The following is a 15969-nucleotide window of genomic DNA, read 5'->3' on the forward strand; positions in this document are numbered from 1 at the left end:
GCATCGGACGTACTCAAACAGCAGCACGCTCCGCTTCGCCGTTCAGTGCCACGTCGAAAAAGCCTTCCTGTGCCGCTGCATTGGCGCGTGCATAAGCGCGGTTCACGCCGCTGATCACGGCGCGAATCGAAGCCGTCACCAGATTGGCATCGACACCGACACCAAACGCGCTGCCCGCGACATCCGCGCCTGCCATCTCGGCCACGGCAATCGCCTTGGCATCGGCGCCTTGTGTCAGGGCGCGCTCTTCGTAATGCTGCACACGCACCGGCACACCCATCGCGTGCATCAGCGCGTCCAGCGGACCATTGCCTTCGCCGTTCAACACGCGGCGCGTGCCGTGAATATCGACGGTCAGCTTGATGCGCGCGCCGTCGCCGTTTTCGGACAGGCTATGGCTCACGTAACGCACCGGTGCGTGGCTTTCCACGTATTCCTGCTGGAACAGTTCCCAGATCTGCGCGGGCGTGACTTCCTGGCCGCTGTCGTCGGTGAAACGCTGCACTGCCGAGCTGAAATCGACCTGCAAACGACGCGGCAACACCACGCCGTAGCTCTGCTCGAGCAGATAGGCAATGCCGCCCTTGCCGGACTGGCTGTTCACGCGAATCACGGAGTCATAGGTGCGGCCGAGATCGCTCGGATCGATCGGCATATACGGCACTTCCCACATGGCGTCCGGCTTCTGCACGGCAAAGCCCTTCTTGATCGCATCCTGGTGCGAACCCGAGAACGCCGTGAAGACCAGATCGCCGACGTACGGATGACGCGGATGCACCGGCAACTGCGTGCATTCCTCGGCAGTGCGCGCGACTTCGTTGATGTTCGAGAAGTCGAGTTCCGGATCGACGCCTTGCGTGTAGAGGTTCAACGCGAGCGTGACGAGGTCGACGTTACCCGTGCGTTCGCCATTGCCGAACAGGCAGCCTTCGACGCGATCCGCGCCGGCCATCACTGCCAGCTCGGCTGCAGCGACGGCGGTGCCGCGATCGTTGTGCGGATGCACGGAGACGATCAGCGAGTCGCGTCGCGCGAGATTGCGGTGCATCCATTCGATCTGGTCGGCGTAGACATTAGGCGTCGACATTTCGACTGTCGCCGGCAGGTTGACGATGGCCTTGTGTTCGGGCGTCGGTTGCCAGATGTCGAACACGGCGTCGCACACTTCCTTGGCGAATTCGATTTCCGTGCCGCTGAACACTTCCGGGCTGTATTGCAAGGTGAAGTGCGTTTCCGGCGCGGCGTCGGCGAGACGCTTCATGGTGCGCGCGGCATTTTGCGCCAGCTCTTTCACGCCGCTTTTTTCGAGGCCGAACACGATGCGGCGGAATTCCGGCGCCGTGGCGTTGTACAGGTGGACGATCGCGCGCGGGACACCGCGCAACGATTCGAACGTGCGCTCGATCAGGTCGTCGCGCGCCTGGGTCAGCACTTCAATGGTGACGTCGTCGGGAATATGGCCCCCTTCGATCAGCTCACGCACGAAATTGAAGTCGGTCTGCGAGGCAGACGGAAACGCGACTTCAATTTCCTTGAAACCGATCTGCACCAGCGTCTTGAACATGCGCATCTTGCGTTGCGCGTTCATCGGCTCGAACAGTGCCTGATTGCCGTCGCGCAAATCGGTGCTCATCCAGATCGGCGCGCGCGTGATGCTACGCGACGGCCACTGGCGGTCCGGCAACTGGACGGGATTGAATGCGCGGTACTTGGAAGCAGGGTTCTTCAACATTTTCATCATCCTTGGGTTCGACTAGCTTGAAGTGTCGACCGGACGACGAAAACGCAAAGCAGGGCCGCCGGTCGAAAACCGGGGCTGGGTCAGTTACTGGGGAATTCAGCGGAGCTTCGGGTGTTTCAGTTGGAAGCGCGCAGCAGCAGACCTAGCCCGGTAGAGCGGGCTAGTAGTAGCGATAGGGTGGTCTGAGCGCGGTACATAGTGCGCAATAAAAACATATTATTGAGACCGCGTCAAGCGCCGGACGCGGCTTCGTCTGAGGATTGCTGCCGTGTATCGGTGCTCAGCGGGACGGTTTGACGAACCGCAAGGTCATGCGATCCGATTCGCCGATGGCTGCATAGGTGGCCCGTCCGGCGTCGCCGCCTTCGTAGGTCGGCGGCAGCGACCACACGCCATGCGGATAATTTTTCGTGTCGCGCGGATTGGCGTTCACTTCGCTTTCGCCGGCCAGCTCGAAGCCCGCCGCGCGCGCGTGGTCGATTACGTACGCCTCGGTGACGTAGCCGGTGTCGATGGTTTGCTGCAGCGAGGTGCCCGGCGCCGCCCGATGCTCCTCGACGCCCAGTATTCCGCCCGGCTTCAGCGCCGCGTAGAAGGCGCGCAGGTTTGCGTCGATCTGGCCATCCTTGATCCAGTTGTGAATGTTGCGGAAGGTCAGCACGCGGTCCACGCTGCCATTCGCCGGAAAACCGTCGAACTTGCCGTCGTGCAGCGTGCCGACGGTCACGTTTCCGTACACCGCGGGCGACGCCGCCAGCCGCTGCGCAAAGGCGGTTCGACCGGACTGGTCTTCCGCTGCCAGCGACGCGTTCGGGCTGTCGTACTGCGCTTCGAACAGTTTGCCGTGGTCGCGCAGATACGGGCCGAGAATGTCGGTGTACCAGCCGCCGCCCGGCGCGATCTCCAGCACGCTGGAAGACGGCGTCACTTCAAAAAAGCTCAGCGTTTCCCTGGGATGACGGTAGACGTCGCGCGCACGCGCCTTGTCGGTGCGCTGCGGTCCGGAAATTGCGGCGTCCAGTGCGGCGGGATCCACATTCGCGGACGGCGCCGACACCGGCGGCGTGGCGCAAGCCGCAAGCAGCATCAGCGCGCCGAGCATGCCCAGCGTACGGCGGAGAGCGGGTCGGCGGCGCGGCCGGGCAACGGGCTGGCCGGAGTGGGCGAGCGGGGCGCTTTCGCTGTATCGGGCGTACTGGGCGTGGAGCTTGGGAATAGTTTGGCTTTTCATGACGTCTATTATCAGGCGCGATCCGGACGGAAAGAAATCGGCATTTGGCATAAGGATAGATGGCGGTTCGGTTTCCGTGAGCGCTCGCGTCATGGACGGCCAGGTCGAATCCGAAGCCCGGCGCCGCGCGTATAACCAATGTGATCGGCGTGTGCCGCGTGCGCACGATCGCCTGAACCGGCTCCGCGGCCACTAGCGCTTTCTCATCCATTTTGCTGGAGGCAGATATGAAACAAGCATCGAGGATCCCGGCGGCATTGCGGGCCGTGTTGTGCGTGGCCGCGTGTGCGCTTGCTGCGCAAGCCGGCGCTCAGGGGCTGAGCGTACAGGACGACGTCAACGCGCCGCAAAACAGCACGCGACTGATGCCGAACGCGCCGCGCGGCAGCGAATATCCGACGCATGGCAACCAGCAGGCGGGCGAAATGAATCTGAACCCGACCGATCCGCGCGCGCAGCTCGTCAACGGCCTGCCGAATCACACGAATTCCGGCGGCTATGGATCGCCGCTCGCCGGAGTGCGTACTTACGTTCAGCCGCAGACGCCGTCGAACTAAAGCGAATGCAATTGGTGGCCGTGCTGCATCGCGCGCTCGTCGCGGCGCATCCTGCATGGACCATGCCGTCTTGCCGGATAGGTGTGCCGGCCTGTCGTCGTCAAAGGCCGAAAACGAATGGCAGCGTGCCGTTCTGCACGATGACCGAGACGCCGATGACGATCAAAACCAGCGGTAGCAACGTGTTGCCGTAGCGCCGGATCGGTGCGCCCAGCAGCGGATGCCCGACCAGCCAGACCGCGCCCGCGCACCAGACACCGATCATCAACACAAAAACCAGCGAAATGACGGCGCTTTCGCCGTGGGCGTGGCTCGCGTAAAGCGGCACGTAGACGGCGAGGTTGTCGGAACCGTTGGCGATTGCCACGCACGCCACCGTCCACCACGACGATCCACGGGCGATGCGCCGCGTTTCCTGCTCGTCGTCTTCCTTGTGCGCGCTGGCTCGGCAAAACGTTTTGCGTCCATGCCACGCTTTCGAAACACCGACGCCGATCGGCAGGATGCCCAGTAGTCCCACGTAGCCCGCGGGCAACCGCGTCAGCAGGGCGGCCAGCAGGAGCGCCGCCGCGATCAGCGCCAGCGAGCCGATGAACTGCCCGCCGATGACCTGCGCCCGCCTGCCGCCAGGCTCGGACAGGAACGCCAGCAGCACGAACAGGTTGTCGACATTGGTGGCGGCATACGCGGCGATGGCGAGCAGGGCAAGGCTGAGCATGCGGGAAGGCCGTTGAGTCGACTGGTTGAGGGGGTGATGAGTTGTGGCCGCACGCGAGGGCAGGCTAGTGGCGACGAAAGCCGCGTGGCCGCCGACACGATGCCAATGCGAACCGGCGCGGTCAAGTCATCCCGACGCAATCCACTTGACCATTTGACCTTGCTTGCACACGGCATGCCGGCGACGGCCGTCCGGCGTCATTGAGCGGCTTTGGGCGGCGCGCGGTGTCACTGTCGAGCGCCGGTCCGTAAGCTACAATTGCCGACAGCCTGAAAAACGGAATATTAATGAAGATTCGGATTCTCTCCATCGCCTGCGTCGCGACGGCGGCCGCACTGCTCGCGGCCTGCACGGCCGTCTACAAGAACTCGGACGCGTGCGAGCAGTTGATGCGCAGCAAGTTCGCGGAAACCTCGTCGGACACACTGAAGATCGGTCACACGGGTGTGGCGATCGGCGGTTCGCGGGTAGTCGTGGAGGGTTCGATCGAACACGTGCAGACCGCGGCGGAGTTGGCCGCGTCCGAAGCGCAGGTCGCGTCGCTCGCGCGGGCGGCGAGTGCGCCGCTTGCGGCCTCGGGCGCGCGCGCGGCTTCGGGTGTTGGGGTTGCGACAGTTGCTGCTGCTGCGTCGGACGCTGCGATGGCTTCGGGCGCTGCCGTGGCATCGGCGGCTTCTGCCGGCCTCGCGGCTTCGGGTGCCGAAGCCGCTTCGCTCAAGCCTGTTAAGCCGTTGAAATTGACGACGCCGGCGGCTGCCGAGTGCACCTATCACGGTTCGATGCTCGACGCATTCAACTGGCTGGCGCCTGCCAAACTCGCCACGCCACCCGAGGCGGCGAGCGAAGCGACGCAATAACGCTTCGCAGTTTCACATGCCGGCCGCGGCCAGCATGTGATGATTGGCATATCTCAGGCCGTCGCCTTCGTGCGACGGCTTTTGCTTTTGCGCACCAGTTTCAGCACGCTCTCGCCAAAGGCTTCCGGTTTGCCTTCGAAGAAGCGCTGAACGGCTTCCGTGTCGATCAAATGGCGACGCAGCGTGCTGCGCTCCTTGTGCTCGTCGATCAGGCGCACGGCTGCGGCGATGTAATCCTCGACGCTATCCGTTGTCATCCACGACGGCATGCCGACACGCGCGAACAGCGCGCCGTCGATCTGCTCGAACACTTCCGGTCCGCGTTTGCAGACGCCGGGCAGACCGAGCGTCAATGCATCGACGATGCCATTCGTATTGCCGAACGGAAACGGGCTCAGGAACAGATCGGCCTGATCGACGCGAGCCAGGTAGGCCGCGTAGCCGTGAAAACCATGCACGACGGCGTTCGGCACCGCTTGCCTCACGACATCGCGCAGGCGCTCGAACGGCAGGCCAGAAGGCACGCCGGTCATGAAGTGAAACTCGACAGGCGCAAGTGCGCGCGCGCCGATTTCGCGGCAGGCGTCGAGAAAGCCAGGATTGAGTTTCATGGCGCTCGCGGTGACGATGACCTGCACGACGTCACGCCGCGGCGGAACGCTTGCGACCATCTCCGGCAGATCGAGCGATGCGCGATAAGGCTGGCCGTCTTTCGGCAGCTTGAGGAGCGGCTCGCTGAAGCAAGCCGGATCGCCGACATAATCTTCCTCGACGCTGATGTAATCGATCTTGTCCGAATGCGTGGTGGCCGGATGACCGAGCGCGGCGATCTGCAACGGTGCCACGCGCAGATTGGACATGAAGATGGTCAGCACGAACATGCCGACGCTCGGCATGTAGAGCACGTCGGGCTGCTCGGCTTCGGCGAAGTCGCGAATGGTCTGGAGGCACTGGCCGATGTATTCCGGCTCTTCCAGTTCGATGAAGCGATCGAAGATTTGTCGCCCGGCTTCGTCGACTGCATAACCGAAACCGAAAGCCACCACCTCGAAATGCTCGCGCGCGGCTTCGAGCGTGCGCGAGTGGGTGCGGTAGATCGAATGCGCGCCGCTGAACCATTCCAGCACGACGATCATGAGCGGCTTCTTGCCGCGCGTGGTTTTTTTGCCGGCCGGCTTCGGCAGATCGTGCAAACCGAGTTGGTCCAGCTTGCGACGCACCAGAACATTGATGTCGCGCTTGATGGCGTGCCGGCGCGGCGTGTCCGCGTAGCTGCAGAACATGTAGGCGTTGTGCAGGATGGCGGACGGCAGATCGTCGAGATCGTCGATCTGTTGCAGTCTGCCCGGCAACCATTCGAGCAGCGCTTCACGCTTGCCATGCGCGCTCGCCGAGCCCTTGAATACCGGCGACAGCAGCGCGAGCGCGAGGCATGCGGCGATCTTTTTGTCGTATGCCCAGAGCGCCGCGAAGTCGAGTTCGAACTCGGACTCCGTCGAATAAAGCGCGCAGAGTTTTTCGATGAACGCGTCGCCGGGGAGAAATTCGGTGTTCTGCACGCCGCGCGGATTCAGGTAGCGGGCCACGTGATCTGAGTTGCCGAGCGGCGAGACGGCGAACAGCAGGCCCATCCACTCATGCAGTGTGACGAGCAGCGGCAGGCAATCGGCTTGCGGCCGGTAATCGGGTTGCGCGAACAGCGTGGAAATTGCGGCGGTCATGCGCGCGCAGAAACGCTGATGCTGTTCGCGCGGCGACAGATGCTCCATGCCCGAAGCCATGAAACACTCGTTGAGTTCGCCGCGCGTATTGTGAAGCAGCGCCAGCGCGGAAATGAGCTGGACCGTGGCCTGAAGATGGTTCTGCGAATAAACGCTTTGCTCGAATTCGTCGAGCGAAAAAGTGTGTGACATGGCGGCAATTCTTTAAGTGGCAGGGCTGACGATACGGAGATGGCGTCAGCCCAAAAGCGAATTTTCGCAGCCGTGTCGTATCAAATAAGCGCCTCGTCTACATTTGGGAATTTTCCGTAGGCCTTCGTTCTGCAAGTCGAGTCCATCGGATCAGAACGCGTAGTACGGCCCCGGTCCCGCCGACGTCATGCGCGTGGCGATCGCCGTATAGACCCGCCGTCCGTAAAAGAACGGCAGCCCCCAGCCGAAGCCCGTGCCGGACACGCCGGCGAGATTGTCGAACGCGTTATTCGACGACGCGAACAGCGCGGACGCGTTGGCGATCTCGAACGACACCGTGGCCGAGGCGCCGTCGGTGCCGACGATCGACGCATTCGCGCCTTGGGTCGAACTCGGGCAGTACCAGAAGCCGCACTGCGGCAACTGGCTGCTGCGAAAGAAAAGTCCATTGGAGCCGCTGTCTATATAACTTTGTGCGTAGCTTTGCGCGCCGCTGGTGGTCAGGATATATCCGCTCTGCGAATTTGCCCGGATGACGGCGGCGCCGTCGAGCGTGTTGTTCGCCTGCGTGCCGATGCCGAAAATCAGCGAGCCCGCCACGCTCGCGGCGCCCGCATCGGCGATCGCGGGCAGCTCGATCACGACGCCGTTGTTGTCCAGCGCGAAATGGCTGACGGGATTCGTGACCTGTTGCGCGAGCGCTTGCGTGCTGGCCACACAGGCGCCGTTCGCGGCGCAGTCGTAGTACCAGCGCGGCAACGCGGCGTTGACGCAGGCGCTGCCGCAGTCGGCGTCGAACAGCCCGACGCCGAGAATGCCGTTGGCGCGCAGGCTGGTGAGCGTCTGCATGGCGGGACCGGCGCCCGCGCAGTCGGTGGGCACGGTCGGCACGGCGGGGTCGGCGATGATCTGGATGGGCAGCGCCGCCGCCAGTTGGCCGGCCATGCGCACGTCGGCGCTACGCACGGCGCCCCATGTGTAGCCACCGCCGAACACCGCGCATTCGCCGCTGATCGTGGCGGCATTGGCGCCATTGCCACCATTGCCGCCTGAGTCGACCGCCGCGAGGGTCATGCCCGACGGCAGCGCGGAGGCGAGAATCCGCAAGCCATGCGAGCCGGTGTCGACCTGAACGTTGTCGATGGTCGCGCAATTGGACGTGCCGGGCTGGCATACGGTGACGCTGGTGGTCAGCACGTTGCGCGTGAGGCCCGGCGCGGTATTCACCGCGATCGGCTGAACGTTCGGGATGGTCGATTGCGGCACGGACGCCGAGTTGCCGGCCGCGGCGCTGCCGGACGGCGCGTTCGTGGCAGCCGGGTTGCTCGCCGGACTGACGGCGCTCGCGCCGCTCGTGGACGACTGTGAGCCGCCACCGCCGCCGCAACTGGCCAGCGCTGCACCGACGAGCAGAAGGAAGAAAAGATAAAGAAAGGTTTTCATGATGTTCGGCTGCGCCGGGCGCGAAGTCCCGATAGGGCTGTCGGGTGGCGGCGTGATTTCAGAAGAGTTTTTCCGTGGACGTGTCGGGCGGATCAGCGCAAGTCGTCGGCGCTGACGCCCGCGGGCAGGGCGGCGGGCAGCCACGCGCGGCCCACGTAACCGCGCATCGGACCGCCGGACTCGACCACGACATCGGGCCGCGCCACGCGCGAGGCGTGCAGGTTGCCGCCCGTGGCCGGAACGGCGCCCGCGTGGTACGAGTCGGCGTGGCGTCCCAGCAGCCCGCGCAGGTCGGGCATGGTCGGGCCTTGCCAGGTGTACGCGACGATCTGGCCGCTATTCGTCGCATATTCGTTGATGGTGGTCTGGCCTGCGTCGGTGAACGTGCGCACGCGCAGCGCGCCGTTCAGCAGGGCACGCGACGCCGGCATCGACGAACCCGACTCGGGCGGCATCGTGCCGCCCAGTTCCGCGCGCGCATCGGCACTCGTAACGACGTAAAGGAAGAGGCAGGCGAAGAGGCCGGCGGTCAAGACCCGGCCCGGCATGGTCACGAGCGCCGGGAACGAGTGAGGTGTGGAAATACGGGAATTCGACATGGCGTGTGACTCGATCGGTTCTGTTGAAGTCTTTTTGATATGGCGAATTCAAGATAACACTCAGGGTTCCTGATCGATGTCGGGAAGGCGTTCGGGCGAATCCGCCAATATCAAAATTGGTGCGCGACGCCATCGCGAAGTCGCTTTCAAAACAACGTTCTTACGTGCAGGCTGCCCCTTTCCTACGGGCGATTCGGAACTGTCTCGAATCGTTAAATCCGCGAATGGAGGAAGGCGGGAAGCCGCCCGATCGGGCTGCTCAATTCGCAGGCAAAGCCGGGTTTTTGCACACGGCTCGCCGGGATCGGTAAAATGTTGGGTTGATCCACGGAAACTTGCCGTGGCGTAGCGGAAGGATTCCCCGAACATGACTGATCTTCGTCTTACCAAGCGGTTTGCAGTAATGCTGATGGCAGGCGGGCTGGTCGCCGGCTGCGGCACGTCGTCGCCGACCAAAATCGACTACAAGAGCGACTCGAAATCCAAGCAGGTGTCTCTCGCCGTACCGCCGAACATGATCGATGAGACGGCCGATCAGCGCTCCTTGCCCCCGCAAGGCGGCGAGACCTCGTTGTCCACGCTCAAGCAGGTTCAGGCGCAGGCGCCGGCCGCGAATACGCTCACGGTGGTGCCGCCGGTCAACGGCATGCATATCCAGCGCGATGGCACGGAAAGCTGGCTCGTGATCGACAACAAGTCGCCCGAACAGGCATGGGCGCAGATCCGCCGCTTCTGGCAGGAACAGGGTTTCCTGCTGGTGGTCGACCAGCGCGACAAGGGCGTGATGGAAACGGACTGGAACGAAACCCACGCGCAGATCAACGACGGCCTGATTCGCAACACGCTGTCGAAGGCCATGGGCAACAGCTACGTGAGTTCGGAGCGCAACAAGTACCGTACGCGTCTCGAAGCGGCGCCGAACGGCGGCACGTATGTGTTCATCAGCCAGAAGGGCATGCGCGAAGCGGTCACCGGCACGAACAACGATTCGACCAAGTGGGAACCGAAGCCGAACGATCCGGGCCTCGAGCAGGAATATCTGAAGCGGCTCCAGGCGGCACTCGCGCTGGCCGACTCGCGCTCGAAGCCGGCTGACACGCAGAATGCCGACCTGTCGCCGGCAGGCGCGCAAACGGCACCGAACGCGGCCACGGCAGGCGCGAAGTCGGCGGCTGCGGCCACCGCGGCGCAGAACGTCGCGTTGTCGGCGCAACCGGCCATGCCGGATCAGGACGCCAACAACACGGCGGCGCAATTCTCGTCCACGGAACTCACGCTCGGCGAGCCGTACGACCGCGCATGGCTGCGCGTGGGCCTCGCGCTCGACCGCAGCAATTTCACCGTCGACGACCGCGATCTGAACCGTGGCCTGTACTTCGTCCGTTACGTCGATCCGAAAGACATGACGTCGGCGGAGCAGGGCTTCTGGAGCCAGGTTTTCCACGGCAAGAAGGAAAAAGTTGCCAAGCAATACCTGGTCAACGTTCGCGCGGTAACGCCGAACCAGACCCGCGTGGCCGTCGTGGACGACAAGGGTGCGATCGATCAGAGCCCGCAAGCGAAGCAGATCATGAGTCTGATGGTCGACCAGCTGCACTGAAGGCGCGCGCCACAGGCGCGTCGGCAGTCTGAATGAAACCCGTCCGCTAATCAGCGGGCGGGTTTTTTTATGCCCGGAACCTGGCGACGGCGTGCCGCGATTCGCGTCGAAAACGGCGGCTCGACTTCACGGCGACGCTGCGCACGGGTCTTGCTTGTAGGGAGACATACCGGCGCCGAGCCGGATCACTACGCGGACAACGACGCGTCAATCAACGGGAGCAGGCCATGTTCGACGTTATTCCTTACTGGATGTGGGCGGCAAGCCTGCTTGTGCTTGCTTTGGTGTGCGGCGCAGCATTGGCGCCGCGCGAGCCGCGTCGACCGGGTGGTTTGCGCATCCGTCACGGCGCCGCGCAACGCACGAAATGGCCGACGCTCTGACGGCGGTGACGTTTTGAACGCTAATCACATCGGCGTTTCCTGAGTCCGGCGGCCGCGCAATGCGGCCGCATGTAACGTGACGTTACCCCGGTGACGTAACCTCCAAATCTCCCCCGATCGGCCTTTCTAGTCCCCTCGACACGCGATAAAAGTCGATATCTATCAATGGCTTGCAAACAATTTCTAGCGAAATTTCATAACTGGCACGCAAGCTGCTTTTATAGGTTCATGGGGACGGATTCGTAACGTTCCGCGTGAGACGGACGGCTGGTTTAAATCACGCGTTCCCTTTGCTATTCCGGCACCGGCGTCGAACCGGTCGCCTAGCCCGATGACGACCTGCGCGTAGCGCGCGGTCTCGGTGGCCCCGTCGCCTATCCTCGTAGGGCGACGGTTTCGCCCGCACTCCCTTGGAGTGCGGGCTATTTTTTTGGCTGTCGGGATTGTGAAGCGAGGTGAATCGAAGATGGCGCGCGCTGCGCCCGGGCGGGCCGCAGCGGCTATGGTGAGGCGAGTTTAAGCGTTGAGTATTGAGCGCGAAGTGCGCTTGCGACAAGCCGCCTTCAGGTGTCGGCGCGCCGCGGTCCTGACCACGGCAGCCGCTTGACGACGCCTGTGGCGAGCGCCGTGCCCACGAGAATCACGCCGCAGCCTTCCAGCATTCCCGGCGACACGCTCTCGCCGAGAAACAGCGCGCCCCACAGAATGCCGAAGATCGGAATCACGAATGTCACGGTGATGGCGCGCGCCGGGCCGGCCACGGCAATCAGGTGGAAGAACAGCATATAGGCGACGCCGGTACAGGCCACGCCGAGCGCGATCACGGCACCCCACGCATGCAGCGAGATCGGTGCGGCGGGCCAGTAGATGATGGCGAGCGGCAACAGCACGATCGTCGCGCCGGTCATCGTGCCCGCGGCGACGGTGAGCGCGTCGACGCCGGTCAGATGCCGCTTGGTGTAGTTGGCGGCGATGCCGTAAAGCAGGGTCGCGCCCAGCGCGGCGGCAGCGGCGAGGGCGGTGGAAGCGGCGAGGGCGGTGGAAGCCGGCGTGGCCGCCGAACCGTCGGGCGTGGCAATCTGGTCCCACACCAGCATCAGGACACCGAGAAGGCCGATGACCAGGCCGAGCGAGCGCAGCGCGCTGAGTTTGTCGCGCAACCAGAGGAAGCCGACGAGTCCACCCCACAGCGGCGTGGTGGCGTTGATGACCGACGTGACGCCGGCCGACAGCGTGAGTTCAGCGTAGGCGAACAGGCAGAACGGCGCCGCCGAGTTCAGGATGCCGACCACCAGCAGCGGAAAGGCGCGCGTGCGCAGAATAGTGGCGGACTGTTGCAGCGGGCGTCGCGCGACCAGCACGACGAGCAGGAACGCCGCGCCGATGCCGACGCGCAACGCCATCAGCGGTGCAACGCCGAAGTCGGTCACGCCGACGCGGATAAACAGGAAGGACGCGCCCCACAGGGCCGCGAGGATGAGGAGCTGGAGCAGATTTCTGGTGGTCATCGTGGTGGCGCCGCGCGCGGTTGAGTCGAGACGCCAGCGCATCGTAGCAGCGCGATCGCGCAAAACGTTTCAGTCCGGAATGAAACGGCAAGAAGCGGGAACAGTGCGGCTTCCGTCAGGCGTTCAGGTGTGAATCGTAAGCCCCGGCTGGGCGGGCGCCAAACGAGCAATTCTCACGCTGATGTGAGAAAAATTACGATCGGGAAGTGCGTTGCGATGAAAGCGTGCAGGAGCGGCGGGACCGGGCGCCCATGAACATGAGTTTTTTTGCGGCAACGCAGTATTGAAACAGCGTGCCGCGTCGTGACGGCACGCGTCCCATAGAAACGCTTCTGCACGAACATTAACGGAGCGCCCGGCGAAGCGGTCGATCTATTCATCCGGGCGCATCATCCAGAGTCGCAAATCCAAACTCAATGCGGCGGAATCATGCCTTGCAGGTAGTTCTGCTGCAGCCAGACCAGCACGCCGAGGATCACCGTCAAAAGAATGGAGTGCTTGAACGTGCGTGCGAACACGACGCCTTCCTTGCCTTTGAGTTCGGTGGTGGCGACGCCGGTCGAAATGTTCTGCGGCGAGATCATCTTGCCCATGACGCCGCCGGACGAGTTGGTGGCCGCCATCAACACGGGGTTCAGGTTGAGCTGGTTGGCGGCCACTACTTGCAGATTGCCGAACAGCGCATTGCCCGACGTATCGCTGCCGGACAGGAACACCGCGACCCAGCCGAGGAAGGCCGACACCAGCGGGAAGAACGGACCGACCGAGGCCACGCCGAGGCCCAGCGTATAGGTCAGGCCGGAGTAGTTCATCAGATACGCCAATCCGACGATCGTCGCGACCGTGAGAATGGCGATGCGCGTTTGCACCCACGTGTCGGCGACGGCCGCGCCGAACTCGCGTGCGCTGATTCTGACCGCCAGCGCCGTGATGATCGCGGCCACCAGAATGGCCGTGCCGGTGGCGAGCGGCTGGAAGTCCCATATCGCCGCGTACGGCGTCTTGTACAACGTGATGAAGACCGCCTTGTCGAGACCCGGCCACGGCACCTTGACGTCGCCGATCAGGAAGATCTTCGCGACCGTCCAGACGATCACCACGACCGAGACGACGATCCACGGCAGCCAGCCCTGGCCGCCGCCGATCTTGCCGCGCACTTCGCTCACGCGGTCAATGTTGACGGCGAACTTCGGATCGGCCGCGGGTTTCCACACGCGCAGGAAGGCGATCGTCACGATCAGCGAAACCATCGACGAGAGCACGTCGGTCAGGCTGTAATTCACGTAGTTCGAGGCGACGAACTGCGTCAGCGCGAAGCTGGCGCCCGATACGAGCAGCACGGGCCACACGCGCAGCATGTTGCGGAATCCGGCGTACACGCCGATCACGTAGAAAGGCAGCAGCAAAGCGAAAAACGGCAATTGCCGGCCGACCATTTTTGCGAGCGAGTCGGCGGGCAGGTGCGTGACGGCGCCGAGCACCGTGATCGGCACACCGAGCGCGCCGAACGCGACCGGCGCCGTGTTGAAGATGAGCGTGAAGGTGAGCGCTTCGAGCGTCGGAAAGCCCAGCATGATCAGCAGCGAACTGGTGATGGCGACCGGCGTGCCGAAGCCGGAAATCCCTTCGAGCAGCGCGCCGAACGAAAAGCCGATCACCACCAGCACCACGCGCCGGTCGTTCGGCAGATTGTCGATCATCCACATGCGGAAGGCCGCGAAACGGCCCGAGCGCTGCGCGATGTTGTAGAGCAGGATCGCGGTGAAGACGATCCACATGACCGGCCAGCACGCGAACACCGCGCCCGCGACCACCGAGTCGAGCGCGAGTCCCACCGGAAATTGCCAGATGGCGATGGCCACCAGCAGCCCGACCACCAGTCCCGCGAGCGAGGCTTGCCAGGCAGGCCGTCGCGCCCAGCCGAGCAGGATCAGCACGACGAGGATCGGCAGTGCGGCGACGAGAAACGAGAGCAGTAGCGAATTGCCGACCGGAGTGAGTAGTTGATGAAACATCACGTCTCCTTCGTTCTAGTTCGAATTCGACGCGGGACTACGCACTGCGGGGCGCGTCGTTCAGGCGGGACAGCGGAGTGAGCCGGCGCGTTCGTCGCGCGCCGGTCGCTTATTTAAGCGAATACCGGGTGTGGCGTTCCCAAGCATAGAGTGCGGGCGCGGCACGTCAAGGGGGGAAAGTACGGGCGCGAAGGCGGCAGCGCTTCCGCGCGTGACGAAGCAATGCGTCCCGGTCGCGCGCGGCGATCCAGAACGCATTGGAAGTCACGATTGGCGGTTCGGTCGACGCTCAGTGATACGCTCAGTGATAGTGACCGTGACCACCCCAGCCGCCATGACCGCCGCCCCAGTAGCCGCCGAATCCGAAGCCGATCGACACCGACGGGCCATACCAGCCCGGATAGCCGTAATAAGCCGGATAAACCGGCGGCGGATAGTAAGCGGGATAGGGCGGCGCGACGTAGACCGGTTGTGGCACGGCCGCGACCGCATAGGTGGGCGGCGGACTCTGCTGCGCGGAATAGGACTGCTGACCCTGCTGTTGTTGTTGCTGCGCCTGGATTTGTGCCTGTTGCTGCGGGCTCGCCGACGGATCGGCGGAACCCACCTGCACGTCCTGCTGGGTGGCCCCGGCGGGCACGGTGGCGTAGTACGGGTAGTAACCGCCCGGATAGTAGCCGTACGGGTAATAGCAACCGGACAGCCCCAGTGCGCAAACGGCGGCAAGCGCGAGCCCGGCACGCGGAACGCGGCGGGGAACACCATGGCTCAGCCGTTCGCTGATCGCGCTGACGGTGTGGTTGAAGCGGGACTTCATGACGCGCTCCTGTTGTAATCGGACGCCACCATCGGGGCGTAATAGATTGAGCTTACGCCGGTGCGGCGCGAACAGGATTGCAAAACCGTAACGGCTTATTTCACCTCGTTGCAAAGCACGTTGCCTCGCCTGACAACGAAGTATGCGGACGCGTCATGAGTCCGGTGTGCTCACTCGCCAATCACTTGCCGACCTGATTGCCGATGATGCCGCCTGCCGCGGCGCCGCCGAGCGTGGACAACGCATTGCCGCCGATCGCAGCGCCCGCCGCACCGCCGACGCCCGCACCGATCGCCGTATCGCGCTGGCGTGTCGTCATGCCGTCGCAGGCCGAAAGACTGGCTGCCAACGCAACGATCGCCGCAACCGTACCGAGTTGTCGAATGGATTTCATGATCTCGCTCCCAAGTGATGATTAGCGCCGACGATCGGGCGCCGCGCGATGCTGCCGATCCAGCAATAAGCCCACCGATTTCTACCTCGATGCTAGCGCTGCAATCCGTTTCCGGATGTGTGCGCTTGTCATCAGACTGTCGGCTTCGTAAGCAAATGTTTTCCTTCGCGCAGCATGCGGCGTGCCTGGAACG

Annotated in this window: 14 protein-coding genes; 4 read left to right on the forward strand and 10 right to left on the reverse strand. The window is 63.7% G+C overall.

Going from position 1 to position 15969, the window contains the following annotated elements; genetic code table 11:
* Window positions 1–13: 13 nt before the first annotated feature.
* Entirely contained in the window at window positions 14–1732 is a 1719-nt protein-coding gene (leuA, locus tag P3T18_RS25940) for a 2-isopropylmalate synthase (protein ID WP_429302813.1), read from the reverse strand.
* 289 nt (window positions 1733–2021) lie between these two features.
* Window positions 2022–2828, reverse strand: a complete 807-nt coding sequence (locus tag P3T18_RS25945; protein ID WP_429302993.1) for a class I SAM-dependent methyltransferase — start codon at window positions 2826–2828, stop codon at window positions 2022–2024.
* A gap of 371 nt (window positions 2829–3199) precedes the next feature.
* Between P3T18_RS25945 and P3T18_RS25950 the strand changes: the two genes are divergently transcribed.
* Window positions 3200–3529 (forward strand): hypothetical protein, encoded by a 330-nt coding sequence (locus tag P3T18_RS25950; RefSeq protein ID WP_429302814.1) that lies wholly within the window; start codon window positions 3200–3202, stop codon window positions 3527–3529.
* Between the two features lie 100 nt (window positions 3530–3629).
* On the opposite strand, the gene P3T18_RS25955 is transcribed toward P3T18_RS25950, so the two are convergent.
* A complete protein-coding gene (locus P3T18_RS25955; RefSeq protein WP_429302815.1) occupies window positions 3630–4247 on the reverse strand; it encodes a cadmium resistance transporter in 618 nt (205 codons plus the stop codon).
* A 287-nt stretch (window positions 4248–4534) separates the two neighbouring features.
* Between P3T18_RS25955 and P3T18_RS25960 the strand changes: the two genes are divergently transcribed.
* Complete coding sequence (locus P3T18_RS25960; protein WP_429302816.1) at window positions 4535–5104, forward strand: hypothetical protein; 570 nt, start codon at window positions 4535–4537, stop codon at window positions 5102–5104.
* Window positions 5105–5157: 53 nt separating this feature from the next.
* Here P3T18_RS25960 and P3T18_RS25965 read toward each other — a convergent pair whose 3' ends face one another.
* The 3 genes from P3T18_RS25965 to P3T18_RS25975 all read right to left on the reverse strand — a co-directional run bounded on the left by P3T18_RS25965 (window position 5158) and on the right by P3T18_RS25975 (window position 9008).
* Entirely contained in the window at window positions 5158–7017 is a 1860-nt protein-coding gene (locus tag P3T18_RS25965) for a glycosyl transferase family 1 (protein ID WP_429302817.1), read from the reverse strand.
* A gap of 150 nt (window positions 7018–7167) precedes the next feature.
* Complete coding sequence (locus tag P3T18_RS25970) at window positions 7168–8460, reverse strand: DUF3443 domain-containing protein (protein WP_429302818.1); 1293 nt, start codon at window positions 8458–8460, stop codon at window positions 7168–7170.
* 92 nt (window positions 8461–8552) lie between these two features.
* Complete coding sequence (locus P3T18_RS25975; protein ID WP_429302994.1) at window positions 8553–9008, reverse strand: DUF2844 domain-containing protein; 456 nt, start codon at window positions 9006–9008, stop codon at window positions 8553–8555.
* Window positions 9009–9426: 418 nt separating this feature from the next.
* On the opposite strand from P3T18_RS25975, the gene bamC reads away from it, so the two are divergent.
* Together bamC and P3T18_RS25985 are read left to right on the forward strand one after the other, a co-directional pair.
* Entirely contained in the window at window positions 9427–10659 is a 1233-nt protein-coding gene (bamC, locus tag P3T18_RS25980; protein ID WP_429302819.1) for an outer membrane protein assembly factor BamC, read from the forward strand.
* 227 nt (window positions 10660–10886) lie between these two features.
* The gene (locus tag P3T18_RS25985; RefSeq protein WP_429302820.1) at window positions 10887–11042 is read left to right on the forward strand and encodes a hypothetical protein; all 156 of its coding nucleotides are present in this window, start codon (window positions 10887–10889) and stop codon (window positions 11040–11042) included.
* A 563-nt stretch (window positions 11043–11605) separates the two neighbouring features.
* Here the strand turns inward: P3T18_RS25985 and P3T18_RS25990 are convergent.
* The 4 genes from P3T18_RS25990 to P3T18_RS26005 form a co-directional block, all read right to left on the reverse strand.
* On the reverse strand, window positions 11606–12550 hold the full coding sequence (locus P3T18_RS25990) for a DMT family transporter (RefSeq protein WP_429302821.1): 945 nt from the start codon (window positions 12548–12550) through the stop codon (window positions 11606–11608).
* A 413-nt stretch (window positions 12551–12963) separates the two neighbouring features.
* Entirely contained in the window at window positions 12964–14565 is a 1602-nt protein-coding gene (locus tag P3T18_RS25995; protein ID WP_429302822.1) for an L-lactate permease, read from the reverse strand.
* Window positions 14566–14866: 301 nt separating this feature from the next.
* The gene (locus P3T18_RS26000) at window positions 14867–15382 is read right to left on the reverse strand and encodes a hypothetical protein (protein ID WP_429302823.1); all 516 of its coding nucleotides are present in this window, start codon (window positions 15380–15382) and stop codon (window positions 14867–14869) included.
* A 181-nt stretch (window positions 15383–15563) separates the two neighbouring features.
* Window positions 15564–15776: a glycine zipper 2TM domain-containing protein gene (locus tag P3T18_RS26005; protein WP_429302824.1), complete on the reverse strand. Its 213-nt coding sequence runs from the start codon at window positions 15774–15776 to the stop codon at window positions 15564–15566.
* Between the last annotated feature and the right edge of the window lie 193 nt (window positions 15777–15969).

It is taken from the genome of Paraburkholderia sp. GAS199 (assembly GCF_050436585.1).
Taxonomy (GTDB): Bacteria; Pseudomonadota; Gammaproteobacteria; order Burkholderiales; family Burkholderiaceae; genus Paraburkholderia.